Origin of the sequence: Salinivibrio sp. YCSC6, assembly GCF_004916735.1 — a bacterium.
In the GTDB taxonomy this organism is placed as follows: Bacteria; Pseudomonadota; Gammaproteobacteria; order Enterobacterales; family Vibrionaceae; genus Salinivibrio; species Salinivibrio proteolyticus.
The window spans coordinates 929,944-952,001 of record NZ_CP039516.1; the positions used below are offsets into that span (position 1 = coordinate 929,944).

General features: G+C 40.5%; 18 protein-coding genes and 1 pseudogene. 18 read left to right on the top strand and 1 reads right to left on the bottom strand.

Going from position 1 to position 22,058, the window contains the following annotated elements; genetic code table 11:
- Positions 1-141 precede the first annotated feature (141 nt).
- Entirely contained in the window at positions 142-585 is a 444-nt protein-coding gene (locus tag E8E00_RS04155) for a hypothetical protein (protein WP_096629299.1), read from the bottom strand.
- A gap of 225 nt (positions 586-810) precedes the next feature.
- Between E8E00_RS04155 and E8E00_RS04160 the strand changes: the two genes are divergently transcribed.
- The 18 genes and pseudogenes from E8E00_RS04160 to E8E00_RS04245 all read left to right on the top strand — a co-directional run bounded on the left by E8E00_RS04160 (position 811) and on the right by E8E00_RS04245 (position 21,892).
- On the top strand, positions 811-3,126 hold the full coding sequence (locus E8E00_RS04160) for a S8 family serine peptidase (protein ID WP_096629296.1): 2,316 nt from the start codon (positions 811-813) through the stop codon (positions 3,124-3,126).
- Positions 3,127-3,166: 40 nt separating this feature from the next.
- Complete coding sequence (locus E8E00_RS04165) at positions 3,167-3,670, top strand: hypothetical protein (RefSeq protein ID WP_077640091.1); 504 nt, start codon at positions 3,167-3,169, stop codon at positions 3,668-3,670.
- Between the two features lie 459 nt (positions 3,671-4,129).
- Complete coding sequence (rfbB, locus tag E8E00_RS04170; protein ID WP_096629293.1) at positions 4,130-5,218, top strand: dTDP-glucose 4,6-dehydratase; 1,089 nt, start codon at positions 4,130-4,132, stop codon at positions 5,216-5,218.
- A gap of 4 nt (positions 5,219-5,222) precedes the next feature.
- Positions 5,223-6,092 (top strand): glucose-1-phosphate thymidylyltransferase RfbA, encoded by an 870-nt coding sequence (gene rfbA / locus E8E00_RS04175; RefSeq protein WP_096629290.1) that lies wholly within the window; start codon positions 5,223-5,225, stop codon positions 6,090-6,092.
- Between the two features lie 8 nt (positions 6,093-6,100).
- On the top strand, positions 6,101-6,973 hold the full coding sequence (gene rfbD / locus E8E00_RS04180) for a dTDP-4-dehydrorhamnose reductase (protein ID WP_096629287.1): 873 nt from the start codon (positions 6,101-6,103) through the stop codon (positions 6,971-6,973).
- A gap of 6 nt (positions 6,974-6,979) precedes the next feature.
- Positions 6,980-7,534, top strand: coding sequence for a dTDP-4-dehydrorhamnose 3,5-epimerase (gene rfbC / locus E8E00_RS04185; RefSeq protein ID WP_096629284.1), 555 nt, complete (start codon positions 6,980-6,982; stop codon positions 7,532-7,534).
- A gap of 30 nt (positions 7,535-7,564) precedes the next feature.
- A complete protein-coding gene (locus E8E00_RS04190) occupies positions 7,565-8,395 on the top strand; it encodes an ABC transporter permease (protein ID WP_096629282.1) in 831 nt (276 codons plus the stop codon).
- Entirely contained in the window at positions 8,385-9,560 is a 1,176-nt protein-coding gene (locus tag E8E00_RS04195) for an ABC transporter ATP-binding protein (RefSeq protein ID WP_096629279.1), read from the top strand. The genes E8E00_RS04190 and E8E00_RS04195 overlap by 11 nt, the downstream gene beginning before the upstream one ends.
- Positions 9,560-12,424: a glycosyltransferase gene (locus E8E00_RS04200; RefSeq protein ID WP_096629276.1), complete on the top strand. Its 2,865-nt coding sequence runs from the start codon at positions 9,560-9,562 to the stop codon at positions 12,422-12,424. The genes E8E00_RS04195 and E8E00_RS04200 overlap by 1 nt, the downstream gene beginning before the upstream one ends.
- Entirely contained in the window at positions 12,421-13,689 is a 1,269-nt protein-coding gene (locus E8E00_RS04205; protein ID WP_096629274.1) for a hypothetical protein, read from the top strand. The genes E8E00_RS04200 and E8E00_RS04205 overlap by 4 nt, the downstream gene beginning before the upstream one ends.
- 117 nt (positions 13,690-13,806) lie before the next feature.
- Positions 13,807-14,914, top strand: a pseudogene (locus E8E00_RS04210) (IS3 family transposase).
- 274 nt (positions 14,915-15,188) lie between these two features.
- Positions 15,189-15,971, top strand: coding sequence for an NAD(P)-dependent oxidoreductase (locus E8E00_RS04215; RefSeq protein WP_096629271.1), 783 nt, complete (start codon positions 15,189-15,191; stop codon positions 15,969-15,971).
- Positions 15,968-16,786 carry a sugar phosphate isomerase/epimerase gene (locus E8E00_RS04220; RefSeq protein ID WP_096629268.1) on the top strand — a complete coding sequence of 273 codons (819 nt, stop codon included), beginning with the start codon at positions 15,968-15,970 and terminating at the stop codon, positions 16,784-16,786. The genes E8E00_RS04215 and E8E00_RS04220 overlap by 4 nt, the downstream gene beginning before the upstream one ends.
- Before the next feature lie 3 nt (positions 16,787-16,789).
- Positions 16,790-17,140 carry a multidrug efflux SMR transporter gene (locus E8E00_RS04225; protein ID WP_077641232.1) on the top strand — a complete coding sequence of 117 codons (351 nt, stop codon included), beginning with the start codon at positions 16,790-16,792 and terminating at the stop codon, positions 17,138-17,140.
- A 1-nt stretch (position 17,141) separates the two neighbouring features.
- Positions 17,142-18,263: an FAD-dependent oxidoreductase gene (locus tag E8E00_RS04230; RefSeq protein ID WP_136588356.1), complete on the top strand. Its 1,122-nt coding sequence runs from the start codon at positions 17,142-17,144 to the stop codon at positions 18,261-18,263.
- The gene (locus E8E00_RS04235) at positions 18,260-19,267 is read left to right on the top strand and encodes a glycosyltransferase (RefSeq protein ID WP_096629262.1); all 1,008 of its coding nucleotides are present in this window, start codon (positions 18,260-18,262) and stop codon (positions 19,265-19,267) included. Before E8E00_RS04230 ends, E8E00_RS04235 begins: the two co-directional genes overlap by 4 nt.
- Positions 19,267-20,049 carry a glycosyltransferase family 2 protein gene (locus E8E00_RS04240; protein WP_096629260.1) on the top strand — a complete coding sequence of 261 codons (783 nt, stop codon included), beginning with the start codon at positions 19,267-19,269 and terminating at the stop codon, positions 20,047-20,049. The genes E8E00_RS04235 and E8E00_RS04240 overlap by 1 nt, the downstream gene beginning before the upstream one ends.
- Entirely contained in the window at positions 20,042-21,892 is a 1,851-nt protein-coding gene (locus E8E00_RS04245; RefSeq protein WP_096629258.1) for a hypothetical protein, read from the top strand. The genes E8E00_RS04240 and E8E00_RS04245 overlap by 8 nt, the downstream gene beginning before the upstream one ends.
- Positions 21,893-22,058: the final 166 nt, after the last annotated feature.

Below are 22,058 nucleotides of genomic sequence, written 5' to 3' on the forward strand. Positions count from 1 at the left end.
ATTAAAAGAACCGCCCTCGTGGCGGTTTTTTGCTATCTACCGTTCTCTTCTTACAACCACTCGCATAATGCTTGTGCGCGAAATACCAATATTCAATATTACCGGAACGCTTACATGTCGCGGTGATGTCTTATGCGGGTTTCACATTTGGTTACTGTTACTCATTGGTAGTGGTTTGAGTAATGGGTTTGCGTCTCGGCACTGATTATTGATCAGTGAAAAGCGCGGTACTGGCTTAGGCTGACAGTGTGATGCAATAGGACGTAGCTCCTGAATAAACTGATCCAGCTGATTATATTCCTCAACCTGCTGTAATAGCTTGGCTTGTTCTGCTGAGCTCATCGTTTTTATGGAGTAAACAATATAGCGAGCCGGACCTTCACATGGTGAATAACCCATTGGGAAATACCGGCATTGATCGAGCGTTTCTGCGTACGTTTGATGGCTCACGGCAAGAAGCGTTTCCCTTAGGCGTTTATGCTGTACTTTAGGTGGCACACTTTCACTGACTTGGTTGTTATTAATAGCGGAATTACTCGCAGACTCTGGGTCTTTGGGTGCGATTGATTGGCATCCTAATAACATAAAACTCATTAATAGAGTGAGTGTAATCGTTTTAATGAGTGAAAATAAATTAATAGATTTCATAATAAACCTAAATAAAGCATGGAATAAAACATCCTGACATCACTAAGGATACACCAAATAACAGAAAATTATTTCAAATTGATATTTTTATGTTGAGTTTTTGTTTGACGTTACGTAGTTTAATTTTTCCTTTTACATGGAAGTGAATAATAAGGGAATTAAATGCAAAACAATGGAATGAAGCGAGGACTGCTCGCAGTACTCGTGTTATCAGCCATTTCAGGCTGTAATACGCAAGACGAGGATACCAAACCGGTTACGACCATGGAGCCTCAAACATTTGAAGCAACAGAAATGAAGCAGGGGGTGGGATTGCCACTGCAAATTCTCCCTCAAAACACCACGGTAGAGGCTATAAAATTCTTCGAGAAAAATACCGAAGTGACGAAGAATACTCGCGACCAATACCTCTTCTCACACGGTCTCGTGAATGCCGATCTCACCAATAAAACGGTGCTCTATGTGCCAATCAATGCCACCCAAAACCGAACAATCTCTTATGAGCTGACGACGGCAGATCAAATATTACGTGGGTCGGTGACTATTAGCGGCGACTTTAAGTCCGATCCGTTATTTTCCGAACAGTGGCATCTCAATAACACCGGTCAGACCGGTTACGCCATGCAAGCGCAAACGTATCAAGCTTGGATAGATTTACGTACGGCACAAGGAATGAGTGAAGAGGAAGCGCGTCGCCGTTATCAATACGACCCGAGCATTCTTGTCTCTGGTGAAGACATGAACGTGTCAGCGGCACATCAACAAAACATTACCGGCCAAGAGGTAACGACTGTTGTGGTGGATTCGGGAATGGCGATTGCCCATGAGGATCTGGTTGATAATGTATTGCCGAATCGTTCGATTAACTTTGTGGATGACTCTAGTGACCCAACAGCGACCGGTACCGGTGGCGACCATGGCACATCCGTCGCCGGTTTAATTGCGGCAAAAGGCTGGAACGGCTTAGGTGGACGCGGGGTCGCGCCCGACGCCAATCTGATTGGTATGAATTATCTTGAAGAGCAGTCCAGCGCAAGCGAAGCGGCAAGCTATGGCATGACAGGTTCAGGGATTAGTGAAAGCGAGAACATCGCCGCGTTCAACCGCAGTTATGGTATTTCAGCGCCAGCGTTTATTCCGACAGAGACGATGGATGAAACCATGTACCGTTACCCCACAAAATACCTTCGCCAAGGCTTGGGGGCGTTGAATATTAAATCGGCAGGTAATGCCTTTGAGTCGACGCAAAGCTGGGCTGAAGGCAATCAACTTTGCGATGATGCTCAAAACGGTATTGTATCTGGACAATCACGTGTTCTTAGTTGCTATGACAGCAACTGGGATCCCGCTAATGCTAGCTTTTACACTGTGACGGTGGGGGCGACGACCACGGCAGGTAAAAAATCGAGCTACTCGACGGCAGGTTCCAGTCTTTGGGTTGCTGCGCCAGGCGGTGAATACGGTACGACAGAGCCCGCCATGGTGACAACTGATCAAATGTCGTGTCAACGTGGTTATGCCAGTCAAGCGGCGGTCGATGAATTTGAACAATCGAACGGGGCCTTTTTGGCATCGCTTGGTGTTGAGGATTTTCATGCCCGAGTTTGGCCTTTTAATACACCGGGGACCGACCTTAATCGTGACGTGAATCCATCATGTAATTACACCAATACCTTCAATGGTACCTCTTCTGCTGCGCCGAATGTGACTGGTGTGGTTGCGTTGTTAGTGCAGGCCAATCCGCAGCTTACGTGGCGACAAATCCGTTATATTCTCGCGGCAACGTCTGACAAGATTGATGTAAACGATAAGCCTATCTCACTGTTGGTAGGGGGAGAAGACAGTCAGCGTACCGTCCCCGTCCATTTGGGATGGGTCGATAACGCAGCAGGGTTCTCGTTTAATAATAAGTACGGTTTCGGGCGTGTGAATGCCGGAAAAGCGATTGAGATGGCGACCCAGAACCCGATCAAATTACCGCCATTAGTAGAAAGTGAGTGGATTGATGTGTCCCCATCCGTGCCGCTCAGCATCCCTGATGCGGATGCAAAAGGGGCCAGCTTACGCTTTACGCTTGATGAAAGCCGTCTCGATAAAAATCTGACCATTGAAGGACTGCAATTTGGCTTTAATATTGAAAATGCCGATTTAACCGCCGTTAGCAACGTCGACCTGACTGGAAGCACAGCCGCGTCAGATATCGCAATTAAAGTGACGTCTCCGTCGGGTACCGAAGCAATCCTCGCTACGTCGCGCACGTCTTTAGGTGCCTATCAAGGATTAGGTAACAGTGACCATCCAGGATATGCGTATCATATTAGTGGACCTATGTTGGCCAATGCCTTTTTAGGCGAAACCGTATATGGCCAATGGACGGTTGATATTGTCGATACAAATCGCGCCGATTTTGGTGAGATATACAATAATCGCGTACCCAGCCAATTGACTGCAGCGCAAATTCGCGTCTATGGCCACTGATCCCATTGACAGCAACCAGATTGATAGAAAGGAGTTCATCATGAAAACAGCCGTAATGATTGTTATCACTGCAATGGGAATAAGTGGTGCTGCAAACGCAAGTGACATGGGTAGCATTCAGCAACCGGCGCAATCTTCGATTGTGCAACCTATCGAGCGTAAAGCGACCACTGCGGAGCAAGCCATTGCCGAGAAGCTCGGAGAGAATGCCACCTTATCCGATTTACCTGAACTGCAAAGTTACAAAGGGGTAAACCTAAATAACCAACCGCTGCAAGCGGGGAGTACGGTTTATAACGAAGTGACTCGCAGCGTAGGGAAAGTGACAGGTAATATCACCGTTTTGCTGAGCCATGGTTCCATTTATGACTTGGCAGAAAGCCTCAAGCTCAACGTCACCTACTTTGACGAGCGTGCGAAGTTAGGGCAGCTCAGTGCTGCGGGCCAGCATGATATCCTCGCCACCTTGGATAAAGTGCGCCAGTCTCCACAAGTTGCCTCGGCGCGCCTTGATATTGCAGAGAGCCGTAATCGTCCTCAGTGATCGGTGTCAATACATTGATAAGAGTGATGCTTTTTCTTCAATGTTCGCCAAAAACCGCCCTAGTGGCGGTTTTTTATTTCAGGCTGTTTACGATGCGTTACCAGTATGTGTAGTTCACCGCGGTGAACACATGAAATAAAGTGGTGTCTAAATTGATTGTGACGTTACAATTTAGCAAGGTACAAAGGTAGTGTATCCCTCTACTTTAGCGAGCCACCAAAACAGGGAGGGATACAGTTTTTTTGCCTAAAAACCCGCCACTCTGTTTGCGCAATGTCGACTTTTTAGCGCTCAGTCTTTTGTCTGTAAATCATTAGCAAGTAGACTCAGCTATTGATTTTTAAAGGCTATGTGTCATGTTAGGCCACAAAAACTAGCTATGCGCATCAGGGGGAGCGATACCTTCAGGCGGTAGCGTGTGAAAAATAAGGCCTTATAAGTCGAGTCGAAGGAAATGAAATGAAAATTTTGGTCACAGGTGGTGCGGGGTTTATCGGCTCAGCAGTAGTACGCCACATCATTAAAAATACCACAGATAGTATTATTAACGTTGATTGTTTGACTTACGCAGGTAATCTCGAATCGCTAGCCTCGGTAGAAGCTAGCGAGCGTTACACGTTTGAGCAGGTGAATATCTGTGACAAAGTCGCGCTCAAACGTGTATTTGCTGACCATCAACCTGATGCTGTTATGCATCTTGCAGCAGAGTCGCATGTTGACCGTTCAATTACCGGTCCCGCAGCATTTATTGAAACTAATATTGTTGGAACCTACACACTGTTAGAAGCGACACGCGAGTATTGGAACCAGCTTGATGAGAGTGCTAAACAAGCGTTTCGTTTCCATCATATCTCCACCGATGAAGTATATGGTGACCTCCCACATCCGGATGATATAAAACACAACGCCGATTCAGCCAATGAACCGCTGCCGATGTTCTTGGAAACGACACCCTATGCACCCTCAAGCCCTTATTCAGCCTCTAAAGCCTCTAGTGATCATCTAGTTCGTGCCTGGTTACGCACTTATGGCCTTCCTACTATCGTGACGAATTGCTCAAACAACTACGGCCCTTATCATTTCCCTGAAAAGCTGATCCCGCTTGTCATTCTCAATGCTTTGGAAGGCAAAGAACTACCCATTTATGGGAAAGGTGACCAAATTCGCGATTGGCTCTATGTAGAAGATCATGCACGTGCACTTTATAAAGTGGTGACAGAGGGTCTAGTTGGGGAGACCTATAACATTGGCGGCCACAATGAAAAACAGAACATAGAAGTGGTACAAACCATTTGTTCCATTTTGGACACGCTAGTCCCGAAAAAGACTGCGTATGCGGAACAAATAACCTACGTTCAAGATAGACTAGGACATGACCGCCGCTACGCCATCGATTCGAGCAAAATACAAAAAGAGCTTGGCTGGACTCCCGTGGAGACGTTCGAAACTGGTATTCAGAAGACGGTTCAATGGTATTTAGATAATCAACAGTGGTGCCAAAACGTACAAGATGGCAGCTACCAACGTGAACGTTTAGGGGTTGAATAAGAAAATGAAAGGTATTGTACTGGCAGGAGGATCAGGAACCCGCCTGTATCCACTTACACGAGGTGTCTCTAAACAGCTATTGCCTATCTACGACAAGCCGATGGTATTTTATCCGCTCTCAACATTAATGTTGGCGGGAATCAAAGACATTTTGGTTATTACAACCCCCGAAGACAATGACGGTTTTAAGCGCCTACTCGGTGATGGTAGTGGATTCGGCATCAACTTAGAATACGCCATTCAACCAAGCCCTGATGGGCTAGCGCAAGCGTTTATTATTGGTGAAGACTTTATTGGTGATGACAGCGTGTGCTTAGTACTTGGAGACAACATTTTCTATGGCCAGTCGTTCAGCCAAACCTTGAAAAGTGCCGCTTCAAGAAAAACCGGAGCAACGATATTTGGTTATCAAGTGAAAGACCCGGAGCGTTTTGGTGTTGTCGAGTTTGACGACGACATGAAAGCAGTGTCAATTGAAGAGAAGCCTACACGGCCTAAATCTAATTATGCTGTGACAGGGTTGTATTTTTATGATAACCGAGTGGTCAATTTTGCAAAAGAGGTGCAGCCTTCTGCAAGAGGTGAATTAGAGATTACATCAATTAACGATATGTACCTTAAAGATGCGTCGTTGAATGTAGAAGTGCTCGGACGAGGTTTTGCCTGGCTGGACTCGGGGACTCACGAAAGCCTACACGAGGCGTCTTCATTTGTTCAAACCATTGAAAATGTTCAAGGTTTAAAAGTAGCTTGCTTAGAAGAAATAGCTTGGCGCCAAGGGTGGCTGACTAGTAGCGACCTAGAGGCATTAGCGACACCTATGCTAAAAAATGATTACGGTCGCTATTTAATGTCGTTGGTAAAAGAGCAATAAGACGAATCATGAAAATACTCATTACAGGATGCAATGGCCAAGTCGGTCACTGTTTAGTAGACCAGCTAACGGACAAAGCTGACGTACTGGCGCTAAATAAAAACAAACTTGATATTACAGACCAAGCCGCTGTCGCGTCGGTTGTATCACAGTTTATGCCCGATTATATAATTAATGCTGCCGCATACACCGCAGTCGATAAAGCAGAAGAAGACATGGACTTGTCCTTTGCTATTAATCGCGATGGCGCAAAATACCTCGCCGACGCGGCGAACAGTTGCGACGCGGTTATGTTACATATTTCAACCGACTATGTTTTTGATGGGGAGGGCCATGAGCCATATAAAGAAAATGATATCGTTGCTCCTCAAAGCGTCTATGGTCAAAGTAAATTAGCAGGAGAGTTGGCAGTTGCAGAAGCATGTCACCAGCACTTGATATTACGTACCGCTTGGGTATTTGGTGAGCACGGTAATAACTTTGTGAAAACTATGCTGAGACTAGGTGAGGGTCGTGATGCGCTGAGGATTGTCGGCGATCAATTTGGTGGGCCGACTTACGCTGGTGACATCGCTTCTGCGCTTATCAAGATGGTCGAATATATCGAACAAAAGAAATCGCCAGAGTGGGGTATTTATCATTTCTCTGGCACGCCTTATGTAAGCTGGTATGAGTTTGCTGAAAATATCTTTCAGAAAGCTCAAAGCTACTCGGTATTAGAAAAAACACCGAGTTTGTCTTCAATATCTACGTCTGAGTACCCAACCCCCGCTAAGCGCCCTGCCAATTCTTGTCTAGACTGCGGAAAAATCGAGAAGCAGTTTGGTATTGAACCGAGTGATTGGCAGGCATCTTTAGACAATATTAAATCTTATAAGTAGCGAATAATGAAAGTAATAGAAACCGACATTCCAGATGTAAAAATTATCGAGCCCACTGTTTTTGGTGATGAACGCGGGTTTTTTATGGAAACCTGGCAACAAAAAAAATTCGAAGAACTCGTTACGGGAAAGCCTACGCAGTTTGTACAAGACAACCACTCAAAATCCAAAAAAGGAATCTTACGTGGCCTGCATTACCAAACACAAAATACACAAGGTAAGTTAGTTCGAGTGACTTCTGGTGAAGTGTTTGATGTGGCAGTCGATATTCGTAAAAGCTCGCCAACGTTTGGGAAATGGGTTGGTATATACCTATCGGCGGAAAACAAACGTCAACTTTGGATCCCCGAAGGATTTGCTCATGGTTTCTACGTCACAAGCGAAGAGGCTGAGTTTGTTTACAAATGTACGAACTACTATGACCCTAGCTCTGAAGTTTCCATTAAATGGGATGATCCAAGAGTCGGAATTTCATGGCCGCTAAAAGATGCTGGCGTTCTACTTTCTGAGAAGGACAAATTTGGCTTAGCATTCAGCGAAGCTCCACATTTTATTGAGTAAGCTAACTATAATTTTATAGCCAGTATATTTATGAGTAATAAAAACTACCACCCAGTTACCATACGCTCTATGCTTAGTAGTACGTGGTATAATAAACACTTGATTTTAAAAATGACTTATCGAGAAATTATTAGCCGATATAAAGGCTCTATGATTGGGCTTGCTTGGTCTTTTTTTAATCCGTTGTTAATGTTGATTGTTTACACTTTTGTGTTCTCTGTTGTATTCAAAGCAAAGTGGGGAGCCGATTTAGGAGGAGGTAGAGGAGAGTTTGCAATAATATTATTCGCAGGAATGATAATTTTCAATATTTTTGCGGAATGCATAAACCGCGCTCCTAGTTTAATGATAGCGAATACAAATTATGTAAAGAAGATCATTTTTCCACTCGAGATTATACCATGGGTCGTGTTATTAAATGCGCTGTTTCATGCACTGATTAGTTTTACTATTTTATTGCTCGCTCAACTACTCATAATCGGGTACATACCACCAACGATACTTGCATTGCCTTTCCTGTTGCTGCCTTACGCGTTCTGTTTGATCGGAGTCATGTGGATTCTTGCTGCTGCTGGTGTTTATCTTCGTGATTTAGGGCAATTAATGAGCATTGCTACGACAGTCCTGATGTTTACATCACCTTTGTTTTTTCCTCTCTCTGCACTACCACGAAGTTTACAGCCCTACCTAAGTTTAAACCCACTCGCATATTTTATAGAAGAAGCTAGAGAATTAATCATATTTGGCAATGTTCCTAGTATTGGAAGCTTAACGATATCAGGCATATTGGGTATGGCTACACTTTTTGTTGGATACGCTTTTTTTCAGAAAACAAGAAAAGGCTTTGCTGATGTCTTGTAAAGAACTTGCTATCAAGATCGATCATTTAACGAAATCGTACCAAATCTACTCAAAACCTCGTGACAGACTGCTACAAATGATCTGTAGAAATGGAAAACAGCTATATAAAGAATTTTCTGCACTGAGTGACGTATCGTTTTCTGTAAACAAGGGCGACTCCGTTGGGGTCTTGGGGCACAATGGTGCTGGTAAATCAACACTTCTTCAAATTATTACTGGGGTACTCACCCCTACGAGTGGTGATGTCAAGACTGATGGTCGTATTGCCGCGCTTCTAGAGTTAGGTGCTGGATTCAATCCAGAATTTACTGGTAAAGAAAATGTGTTTATGAGTGCAGCTATATTGGGGTTATCAACCAAAGAAATAAAAGAAAAATATGATGATATCCTTAAGTTTGCTGAGATCGGTGACTTTATTCATAGACCAGTGAAAACATACTCTTCCGGAATGTATGTAAGATTGGCATTTGCCGTTGCTGTACATACAGACCCTGAGATACTTATCGTAGATGAAGCGCTGGCTGTAGGTGATATTCGTTTTCAGATGAAGTGTATACAATATATGCAAAGTCTAAAAGAAAAGGGAACGACGATTCTCTTTGTTTCTCATTCTCCGGAACAAGTAAAACGGTTCTGTAATAAGGCTATCTGGCTTGATGGTGGTAAGTTAGTCCAACAAGGATCTTCATCCAAAGTCTGTGATATGTACAAAGATCATATGGCTAGAAAAAATATCCCAGTTCAGGAAAATGAGGAAGGTCATCTTACTCTACCAGCAAGGATCTTGGCTACACGGTTAGAGTCGAAGGAGTTTCACCTAGGGGCTACGTTGAGATTATCTATTGAATATGAAGTTATTGATGAAGAAATTAATGGTTTGTTAGTTGGTGCGGCAATCTATACATCTGACCGGACTTATGTATTTGGTCCCAACACATGCCTAGATAAGTTTGAAATACCATATAAAAAAGGGAGGTATCACTTACAATATGTAATACCTTCGCTTCCTCTTTTACCTGGTTCATATACTTTTGATGTGGGAATTTTCACAGATCAAGGATTAGTTAGTTTAGACTTTTTAACCTCAGTGCAAGAGTTTACTGTTTTTGACGATTATAATAATGAAGGCTTGGTATATATCAAGCATGAGTGGAAATTAATTTAATGAATAGATTTAAGCTGCCATTTGATCAGTTTCAAAGGTATGAAACTGTTAGAAAAATTATACATTCTTTAAAAGATAAAAAAGAGATTAAAGTATTAGAGGTTGGTGCTAATGCGCATTGCAACTTACGCGTATTTCTTCCCGAGTCAGAGATAATATTTAGCGATATAGAACAGCAAAATGTAGCTGAAGGTATACAATTTATCCAAGCGGATGCTACAAAGCTACCATTTCAAGATAGTGAGTTCGACTTCGTAGTTTCTACTGATGTTATCGAGCATGTTCCTAATGCGGTTCGTGAAGCTTTTATCTGCGAATGTGTACGAGTATCACGAAAAGCTTTTATCTTATGTTGCCCTATTGATAATGGTCTCACACCAGCTATTGAACTTGATGTGAACCAAACATTTAGGAATCTTCTAGGTTTAGATTATGTGTGGTTGAAAGAGCATTTAGAACAAGGCTTACCTACAGTCGAGTCCATAAACAAAATTGCTTCAGAACATAATATACCGTTTACTCGTTTAGAACACGGCCAACTTCAGTTGTGGGAGTCTATGACGAAACTTCACTTTATCAAAGAAGCTGAGCCAGAGTTGAGAAAACTATGTAGCATGATGGATGAGCAGTATAATCGCCACCTTTATCTTAATGACACAGGGAAATCATGCTATAGATCTTTTTGGGTCTTTGGTAATAGTTCTGATAAATTGAATTCGTCAATTTTGTTTTCAGAAAATGATACTCGAAGAAAAAGTGAATCAATCATAGCCAAAGAGCTATGTGGATCACTAGAAAATATTGTTCACTCCAAGCTAAATTTAGAAAAAGAGCTTGAGAAAAAAAACTCAGAGAAAAATAAACTTAATCTAGAAGTTATCGAATTGCGGGAGAGTCTTAATAGTGTTAAAGGTCAATACCTATTGTTAACTAATTCAAAATCTTGGAAGATTACATCACCACTTAGGTTTTTCGGGTATTTAGTCAAAGGTGATATTGGTTCTATTAAAAATGCAATACGACACAGGGCTAACAAAAAACTATTATTACTCTTGAATATATTAAAGCGAAACGCTAGTAAAGAACGAATGGCAGTTGCTTTCACTAATCTGAGGAAAGAAGGCCTTGTTTCTTTTATCGCTAAGATAAACGAGCGGTTGAAATTTATAGATCTATCTTTGGATACGCACCTGCAGTACCAAACGTGGCTTTCAACTGAGGAAGTTAGTTTGGATAAGGAAGCGAGTTGTATAGCGAAGAGTCTCAACTCAGAACATCCTCCTCTTATTAGTATAATACTTCCTGTATATAATCCTAGTCATAAATTTCTCGATAGCTGCTTAAACTCAGTATTAGATCAATCTTATAAAAATTGGGAACTCTGTATTGTTAATGACGCGTCAACAGAACCACACGTTGAACAAATACTTGAAGAGTTTAGATCTCGTGACAGTCGAGTTAGAGTAAAGCATTGTGAAACTAATGGACATATTTCATCAGCGAGTAACAAAGCATTAGATATGACATCTGGTGATTATATAGTATTACTTGATCATGATGATGAACTACATCCTCATGCGCTGATGTTTATTTATGGTGAAATTAGAAATAATAAAAATTTAGACATAATATATAGCGATGAAGATCATATCACCTCTGATGGTGTTAGGTGTTCACCTTTTTTCAAACCTGATTGGTCTCCACACTTACTATATAGCCAAAACTACATTGGTCATATGGTTTGTATCTCACGAAACATGTTGCAGAATGTAGGGGGATTTACCTTGGGTCTTGAGGGGGCTCAAGACTATGATCTGCTATTAAAGATAAGTGAGCACACAGAACAAATTGTACATATCCCACGTGTTTTGTATCATTGGCGTGAACATCCAGACTCTACGGCCGTGAACGCTAGTAGCAAGCCTTATGCCCATGAAACAGGGAAAAAAGCGTTAAATAATCATTTTATTAGGAAATACGGGCTCGATGATATTGATGTGCATGATGGTAATGACTTTTTTACGTATCAGCCTAAATTTCCTATTCGAGATAATACGAAGGTTTCTATAATCATACCAATTAGAGACAAGGTAGAGTTATTGCAGAAACTTCTAGACAGTATCAAGGAAAAAACCACCTGGAATAACTATGAAGTTATAATTGTAGACAATGGGTCAGTAGAGAAGTCAACACTCTGCTATCTTGATTATATTCAAGCGGAGTTTAATTACATAGTTGTTAGATATGACTCTGCCTTCAACTGGTCGAGAGTTAACAACGTTGGAGTAGAAGCCGCTGACGGCGACCTGTTTGTTTTTCTTAATAATGACACAATTGTTATCTCAGAGGACTGGTTAGAATCTTTGATTTCCTGGGCGCAACTCCCTGATGTCGCGGTAGTAGGACCACTGTTAAGATACGAGGATGACACAATTCAACATGCAGGTGTGGTTGTGGGTATGGGTGGATGGGCTGATCATGTCTTTAAAGGAGAAGAGGCTCTTCACAGAGTTGGTCCTTTCGTCTCGCCAGTCCTTACCAGAAACGTTTTAGCGGTCACGGGTGCATGTCAGGCAATTGAAAGACACAAATTCGAAACATTGGGCCGGTTTGACGAGGAGTTTATCATTTGTGGAAGTGATGTAGAGCTTTGTATTCGTGCATATAAAAAGGGTTATCAAAATGTATATCTTCCACAAGCTGAACTCTACCACTTAGAATCAAAGAGCCGAACATCCTTTGTTCCAGAAAATGATTTTGAACTCTCAAAAATCAAATATGAGCCATACAGGACTCAAAAATTAGACCCTTTTTTCAACCCGAATCTGGATATAATGCAATCTACTCCAAAGGTTAAATTATGATTGATTGGCTAGTAAAACGTCTCCTAAATAACAAATATATATATAATTTAGCCAAGCGAGCTCATAGTGAAATACGAAGTGAAATAAGTCAAGGAGTAGACGTTAGTATACCTGAAATTACTCCTTTTGAACTAACCCAAAGTCATATTAAAGGACTTCGCGTGAACTTGTTAGTACCTGCTCTATCAGAGAAATACGTTTTTGGCGGGATCGCCACGGCACTACGCTTTTATGAACAACTTAGCCAGTATTTTCCTTGTTGCAGAATCATTATTACTGACGAGGCCTCAACTTCATTAAAGTTAGGTCAGTTTTATTCAGATTGGCCGGTTTTAGATGTCGGTTCCGAAGATGTACTTGGAAATAGTATTATTGTTGCTGGTGACAGAGCCGGTAAGCCACTTGCTATTTCAGTCGATGATATTTTTGTCACAACTGCTTGGTGGACGACTGTAAATGCTTTTACATTTATTGATTGGCAATTAAATTTTTATGAACTAGAAAAGTCACGTAAGCTAATCTATCTTATTCAGGATTTTGAGCCGGGCTTTTACCCGTGGTCAACACGTTATGCACTTGCTGAATCAACATATCGAAACCCAGACAAAACAATTCCTGTATTCAACACTAGAATTCTTAAAGATTTTTTCGATAAAAAAGGGTTTAAGTTTGAAAATTCGTTCTTTTTTGATCCCAAACTAAACCCAGAATTAAGTCGGTTGCAGCGTCAACTGAAGGGCGTCAAAAAGAAGAAACAAATTATCGTGTATGGTAGGCCTAGTGTAGAGCGAAACCTGTTTTCTTTGCTCGTGCAATCTCTGCAGTGCTGGTCGGATGAGTATGAAGACTCAATAAATTGGAAGGTGTATTCCGCAGGTGAAATGCATGATCCGATACTATTAGGGAATGGACTAGCTGTCGAGTCTGTCGGAAAGCTGTCTTTAGAACAATACGCTGATTTACTTGCTGAATCTTCTATTGGACTATCCCTAATGTTATCCCCCCACCCGAGTTACCCTCCTCTTGAAATGGCAATGTTTGGTGTGGATGTAATAACCAACACGTACGCTAATAAAGATCTAAATGAGGCTGTTTCCAACGTTACAAGTTTGAATTCGCTTGAACCTAGAGAAATATCTAAAGCACTAATTACTTTGTGTGGCATGTATAATAAACACAAACCCATTGTTTGCGAGAAAAATATTTTTTCCTCCGAAAAAAATGAGTTTGGATTCATTAAAGATTTGATAGAATCCATAAAATAGAAGGGATTTCAGCTATGAACCCCTCAGTTGTAGATTTCAGTGTAACCCTCCACAAAAAAACTGGTCATTAGCAATTAGAGGTTTTCCGTTTACACTGAAACAAACGGAGAACGCATGATGAAAAAATCACGCTACACAGAAACACAAATCGTAAAGATCTTGAAGGAAGTCGAAGCAGGCCGAAAGGTCAACGAAGTCTGTCGCGAATATGGCATCTCTGATGCGACATACTACAACTGGAAGTCCAAGTATGGTGGGATGGAAGCGTCAGATGTTAAACGGCGTAAAGAGCTTGAGGATGAGAATCGGAGGCTCAAGCAAATGTTTGCCGACCTAAGCCTTGAGCACCGTATCGTTAAAGATATTCTGGAAAAAAAGCTGTAGGGCCAGCGGTTAAGCGCGAGCTTGTCGATTACGCTCGCAAACACTATCAGGTCAGTTTGCGAATGGCCTGCCGCGTAGTTGGCATTAGCGACTCAGTCTATCGTTACCGACCAGATCCGCATCGGGATGATGAGGTTATCGCGACGTTGCAGGACGCAGCAGAGCGTTATCCTGCCTACGGTTTTGGCAAATTATTTAAAGTACTTAGGCGCTGGGGACACCGGTGGAATCATAAACGAGTCCATCGAGTGTACTGTTCGCTCAAGCTAAACCTACGGCGCAAGGGAAAAAAGCGCCTACCAAAACGAAATCCAGCACCACTGGCATGTCCAGAGTCGATCAACAGTTGCTGGTCTATCGATTTCATGAGTGACTCTTTGCTCTGCGGCAGGCGCTTTCGTACGTTCAATGTCGTGGACGATTTCAACCGTGAGGTGCTAGCGATTGAAGTAGATCTCAATCTGCCAGCACCACGCATTATAAGGGTGCTAGAACGCATTATTGCTTGGCGAGGGTACCCCAGTAAGCTGCGCATGGATAATGGCCCTGAATTCATCTCGACCACGCTGGCTGAATGGGCGGAAGAGAACGCAGTTGAGTTGGAATTTATTCGCCCAGGCAAACCAACGGAGAACATATAGAGCGATTTAACCGAACTTATCGGACAGAAATGCTCAACATGTACGTGTTCAAAACCTTGAGTGAAGTTCGAGACCTGACAGAAAAATGGATGAAGGAATACAACGATGAACGCCCTCATGACTCACTCGATGATCTGACCCCTTGGGAGTATTTAGCAAGGCATGAAAGTAGGAAAAACTCTAATTTAGAGTGCCACTAAAACAGGGAGGGTTACAAATAAGGAAAATGGTTTTGAATGTATTAAAGTGAGATAAGAGTTTCAAAGCCAGCATTCAATACAAGTGAATGATGTGGGTGATGGATGGACCAAGACTAGATGGCGGCCGTGCTGGCCGTCCCTTTCATGACGAGGATGTTGGTACATTTCCGGTGGTTTGCTATATAAAAACAACTTGGAGTAACCTTCTCATATCTGACCCTTCATACAACGTAACCTTACGTCATGACAGCTTTTCATTAGCAAAGGATTAATTATGATAATCGATACGCGAGCCCTGATTGGGTACACCGGATTTGTTGGACAGACGCTTATCAAACAAACCGCGTTCACAGACTTCTACCGTTCAACCAATATCAGTGACATCAAAGGTAGATGCTTTGATACCATCGTGTGCTCAGGTGCACCTGCAGTAAAATGGCTGGCAAATAAAGAGCCAGAGAAAGACCAACAATCAATCGACTTACTCATTGATTGCTTGAAGCAGGCTAGATGCAAAAAAATCATCCTGATCAGTACTGTAGATGTGTTTAGTGATGCAAATGGCGTCGATGAAAAAACGCACGTTGAAACTCACGGTTTGCATCCATATGGTTTAAATCGTTATCGATTAGAAAACTTTGTAAGAGATAACTTTGATGACTACTTGATAATAAGGCTACCGGGATTAGTTGGGCCTAATTTAAAAAAGAATATTGTTTACGATTTCTTGAATAATAACAACATCAATGCTATCGATAGTCGCGGTGTTTTCCAATTTTATCCAATGGTCAACCTGTGGAGTGATATTAAAATTGCTCTTAGTGCCAACTTGCGTCTCGTTCATCTCACATCTGAACCTATCTCCGTCAAAGAAGTCGCTCAAGAAGCGTTTAATATGACTTTTGACAATGAAGTTATATCTCAACCAGCTAACTACGACTTTCAGACGCTCTATGGGGACGTTTATTCATCACACAAAAAGTATCAATACTCTAAAAAAGAAGTCTTGTTAGCTATCAGAGCCTATGCACAATCAGAGCAGGTAACTAAATCATGACCGAAATATCAATTTCCAACATCGCTTGGCAAACGGAGCATGATGCTCAAGTAAGAGACTTATTGTCTCAGTGTAATGTATCATATGTTGATATTGCGCCTTCTAAGTACGTTGATACAAAGCATCTTCTCAATATGGTTGAAGTTCGCCGAGTAAGAGATTTTTGGTTATCAAAGGATATCCGTCCTCTAGGAATGCAGTCTCTACTCTTCGGTACAGAGGGATTAAACGTGTTCAGTGATACCGTGACGCAAGAGCGGATGCTTTCACATTTAGAGCGTATTTGTGCCATTGGTGATGAGTTAGGTGCGCGTTTATTAGTGTTTGGCTCCCCAAGAAATAGAGATTGCTCTGGCTTAGGAAAACAGGATATTCACGACACCGCAGTTAGTTTCTTTCGACGGCTAGGAGATATAGCGAAAAGACACAATGTGACTTTTTGCTTAGAGCCCAATCCTTCGCGTTATAACGCAAACTTTATGACAACCAGTATTGAAACTGCTGATATTGTAATGGCTGTCGATCATGAAAACATTAAGATGCAACTAGACACTGGGGCAATGTGTATCAACGAAGAAGTTCAAGAAGAAACATTACAAAGAGTTAAAACTTACATTGGGCATATACATATAAGTGAACCTGATCTAGTACCAGTTTATCAAAATAATCTGTATCAAGAGCGTCTTGCACCCTTGATTAAGAGGTATTTCCCTAATATGCCGATCACAATTGAAATGTTAACCAAAGGGAGCGATAGCATGTTAGATGATATAGAGAAAAGTATTCGTTATGTGACTGAACTTTATCAAGGCTAAATTATGAAATGGTTGATCTTAATATTGGGTGTGACTTCGAATGCTTCAGCAAGTGCATTGATTAAAATGGCTGTTTCTTCTCCCTTGAGAAAGCTAAGTGTCAATGACCCATTATCGATATTGACGAATGTACCTTTGCTTGCAGGGGTTGCTTTATATGGACTGGCTTTTGTTTTATATGCTGCAGCGCTTCATTATCTTCCTTTAAACATCGCGCATCCTGTATTGACGAGTGGTTCAATTGCTCTTGTTTCCTTAATATCTGTAGTGGCGTTTGGAGAAAAACTAGCTATCTCTAGCATGCTGGGGATAGGACTTATATTAGTAGGCGTTGTCGTTTTGACAATGAAGTAAAATGGAAAAAAAAGTAGACATTGCAATTATCGGTGGAGGATTCTTTGGGTTATACATCTCAGAATTTTTCGCTAAATTAGGAAAATCAGTTATTGTTATTGAAAAAGACTCTGACTTGATGCAACGAGCTTCGTATGTCAATCAAGCTCGTGTCCATAATGGCTATCATTATCCTAGAAGTATTTTAACAGCGCTGAGATCGCGTATATCATTTCCTCGGTTTGTAGATGAGTTTGAAGATTGTATAGATAGCGACTTTGACAAGTACTATATGATTTCCAATCAATTGGGGAAAGTGACGCCTCACCAGTTTCAGAAGTTTTGTGAAAGGATTGGTGCCCCTTGTGATCCTGCACCAAATCATATTAGAGCATTAACTAACCCAAAACTAGTCCAAGGCGTATTTAAAACTAAAGAGTTTGTATTTAATGCTCATTCTCTAAAGAAAACCATGCAATACCGTCTAAAAGATAAGAATGTTGAAATTTTATTAAGTCATGAAGCTAAGGCTATAGAGTACTGTAAGAACCACTCTAGAATTAATCTCACTTTAGAAAATGATGGCGATCAGTTTAACCTATCAGCAAAGCAAGTTTTTAATTGTACATATTCAATGTTAAACGCTGTACTTCATAACTCTGATCTGTCTGTCATTCCTCTCCGACATGAAATGACAGAAATGTGTATTGTAGATGTGCCCGATGAGATTAAAGATATTGCAATCACAATAATGTGTGGTCCTTTCTTTTCTACCATGCCATTCCCATCCAAAAATGCGTATTCGTTTAGCCATGTCCGCTATACGCCTCATTATGAATGGACTGATAGTGATGATACGTACCTAAACGCTCATGATCATTTTACTAAAGTAAAAAAAGAGACGGCTTGGCGTAAAATGCAATTGGACGCGAAAAGGTATATCCCGATATTAGGAGAGCTTGAATACAAAGAATCACTCTGGGAAGTAAAAACGATTCTTCCAAGAAGTGATACTGACGACTCAAGACCTATTCTATTTAAAGAAAACTATCTAATGCCGGGATTACATTGTGTCCTAGGTGGAAAAATCGATAATGTATATGATGCAATTCAAAAAATTATAGAACTTGGATTAGATCAATGACAAAAAGTGAATTATTTGTATCTGTTGTATTTGTGGCAGATAACTGCGTAGAAAAACTAAGAAATCTAATAGAAGAAGTCTCGCCCTATTTGGATATGCGATATTCCGACTATGAGATTGTAGTAATAGACCAAAAGTCTAGTGATGCAACTGAAAATGAGATGGACAAGCTTCTTTCGACTTATCAATCCATTAGATATCTAAGGCTCGCTCAAAAAGTTTCCAATGACGTGGCATTAGCCGCTGGTATCGAGAACGCAATTGGCGATTTTGTCGTCGTACTCAATGTCGAGACGGATAAAAAAGAACTTATTGAAAAATTCGTTGAGATGGGGCGACTTGGAACTGATATTGTTATTGGAACATCCACAAAAATAACATCGGTCTCTTATCGATGCCTAAGAATTTTAAGTAATCGGCTGCTTAAATCTATAGGGTATACGTTGCCCAGTAATTCTACTGGTTCGTTTTGCCTTAGTCGACGTGCGGTAAATGCAATTACAGAGTCAGGTAGATTTTATTGCAAACTTCATATGAGAATGGCAAATACTGGCTATTCTATCGGCGCCCTAAATTACGATATCTCACAGGACGAAGTGAAGAGAAGAACTGTTTCGCAGGGCCTTGCTGAGACATTTCATCATATGGTTTTTAATTCTACTAAACCTCTTCGATGGATGAGCGCTGTTGGTATTCTGGGAAGTGGATTATCACTAATGTTTTCACTCTATTCGTTATTAATAAATATTTTTCACAATCAGGTAGCTGAAGGTTGGACGACAATCGTTGTATTTATGTCGCTTCTGTTTATGCTGTTATTCACTATGCTATCTTTTTTTGGCGAATATTTAGCACGTTTACTAGATGATAGAAGTGAACATAAAGAGTATAACGTCGTATTTGAGAAAAATAGCTCTGTTATGATTAATGAAAACAGACAGAATGTAATTGATGACTCTGTTCAAACAAACATTAACTTGTCTCAAACAGGAAGAGATAAATAATGATTAAGCCTAAGTGTTATGAAGTGCCGAGTTATGAAATCGTATTTAGTGAAGAAAAAATTCACGATTACTGTGTTGTAGTCTTTGTTATTAATGAAGGCGAGAAGTTGCATAGACAACTAGATAAAATGACTAAACTCAGCCTTAGTGCAGATATTGTTATATCTGACGGTGGTAGCACCGATGAATCTACGACGGAGCAAACACTCAAATCAAAGGCGGTTAATACGTTGCTTTTAAAAAAAGAAGCAGGAAAGCTTGGTACACAGATGAGGATCGCTTTTTCCTGGGCGATGGAGCGTGGCTATAAAGGGGTTGTTGTTATTGATGGTAACAATAAAGACAGCGTTGAGAATATTAACGACTTTATTGAAAGGTTAGAAGAAGGATATGATCATGTTCAAGGTTCTAGGTTCATTCCTGGTGGAAAGGCTATTAATACCCCAATATCTAGACTTATAGGTCTGAAGCTATTGCACGCACCATTGATTCGTTATGTGTCTGGATTTAAGTATACTGATACGACGAATGGATTTAGAGCATATAGTCGAAAATTACTTCTTGCAGACGATATGGCTGTGTTTAGAGATGTCTTTAAGAGCTATGAGTATCATTATTACTTGGCCATTAACGCGGCTAAAAATGGGTATAAATGCATTGAAATTCCGGTTTCGAGAGCTTATCCGGAAGGAAAAGTGCCCACTAAAATATCACCTATAAAAGGAAATATATCAGTGATTAAAACCCTTATTGATACGTGCAGGGGTAAGTTTGATGTATAAAGTAATAGACAAAACTGACAGCTATAAATTTGTCCCTTGGTTGGCTTTTATACTTATAATGTCAGTTTCCTTGTGGGCTTGTAGTAATCTTATTGATTATAGACTTTGGGGCGATGAGGCAGAGACAATCGTCGCCGCAAAAATGATGGCTAGTGGCCAAACTTTATATTCTGAAATCTTTAATCACCACGGCCCTATGACATTCTTCTTTGGATATTTTATTGAGCAGTTTGGTAACGCTAGCATTGAAGGTTACCGAGTGGTGATTTACAGCCTCCAGTTTCTTATTTTGCTTTTTATTTTCCTAGATTCTAAGAGAGAATATATCGAAAAGCTAATAACGATACTAGGGTTTTCTGCCATTATATGGGGGTGGGGGCCTGAGGTACTGGCTAGCGTTCACCAATATCAAACGTTGTGTGGTCTTATTCTTTTTTCCGTATTCTATTTTTCTTTGTTACCTATACTGAAAGGTAACGAAATATCAAATGTTAATTTGGTTATCAGTTGCTGTTTAATCGCATTGTTACCTTTTTTGGCTGTAACTTATGTTCCTATATCAATTCTAAGCGCTATGGCGATTACTAAAAAAGAACAAAAACGTTACGCCATTGTTGGATTTTCTCTAGGAGTTATAATTTCAGCTGTTTTTATTCTTTTGACAACGTCATTAAGTGGTTACTTTGCATATCACTTTTACCTAAATGCAAAGGTGCTTCCTTTATATAATGGAGGACAATCATTTGTACAGCTTATTGGAAATGCGCTGCGCTATACTGTTGGTTCAATAGAAGGGGCTATTATATTTATACCTTGCCTTGTGTCTTTATTAGTGATCAACAAAAAAAGTATTTTAAGAGTATTGTTTGTTTTGGCTGGCTTATGTAGTTTACTAATAAGAGCGAATCCTATTAGTTTTCACGGAGTGCCCTATATTTATGCTACATTAGCTATTTTTCTTAGCGTTATTCCGCATTACCTTTCTATCCTTTTAACTAAAAGGATAGTTCTAGTCCCTGTAACTATATTTCTATTTATTTTTTACCATATCTATATGGCATATCACAGGCCAAACAACCCGCTCCCTGAGTTTAATCGATATGCTGAACTGGTTAAGAAAATCACAAACCCTGAAGATAAAGTTCTCTTTCATTCTTTCTCTAACCATCTTTATATAATGTCAGATAGACTACCAGCGTCAGCACATTTTTTCTATTTGCCTTGGCAACAGAAGTATGAAGAAAACCCTGTTTTAGGTATTAGTAATGATATTTGTAAAGATATTTTAGTAAACCGTCCTAAGGCAATCGCTCTTGACAAATGGAAAGTGTGGGGAGTGTATGATTGGGATAGTTATGCGCCAAGTTGCCTTCAAAACATTTTGAAAGAATCATATAAAAATACATTGGGCGATTTGTATCTTAGAAATGATATATCTGATTTGTTAATGAAAAAGTTAGAATTTCCACTAGAGATAGATAGTAATTTAAAAGTAATTGCTCTCAATAATGTCATTCATTCTGGTCAAATGTATGGGGTGGTAGATAATTTTGATCCCTATGTGTCTTTAGCTTTAGAAGATGGTTTGTCGGCAAAAAATAATAAGCTACTTCTTGATATGAGTTTCCCAAATGATATAAAGAATAAGGTGAAAATATATTTCAAAAGTAGCCGAGAACCTTACAGCGAGAGGAATAGTTTTGAAATAAACATCACATCAGGAGCTTACTTAATAGACCTTAACTACTTCTTGACTAAAAAAAATAAAAACATTAGTGCGATTAGGTTGGACATCGAGTCGGATTATGACTATTTTGAAATCAATAAATCAGTTCTTTTTTAGAATTGATCGGACAGAAAAAAATTCATTAATATTTGTATTATGCTTGGACTGGCGATTTAGTGATCAAGTTGTCACTAATTTCAAAAAATTGTGCGTTATGCTAGGTTGGTTAATGAAAATAAGTGGAAGCATAGGAACAATTTGTTGTTTATTTTCGGTACAGTTT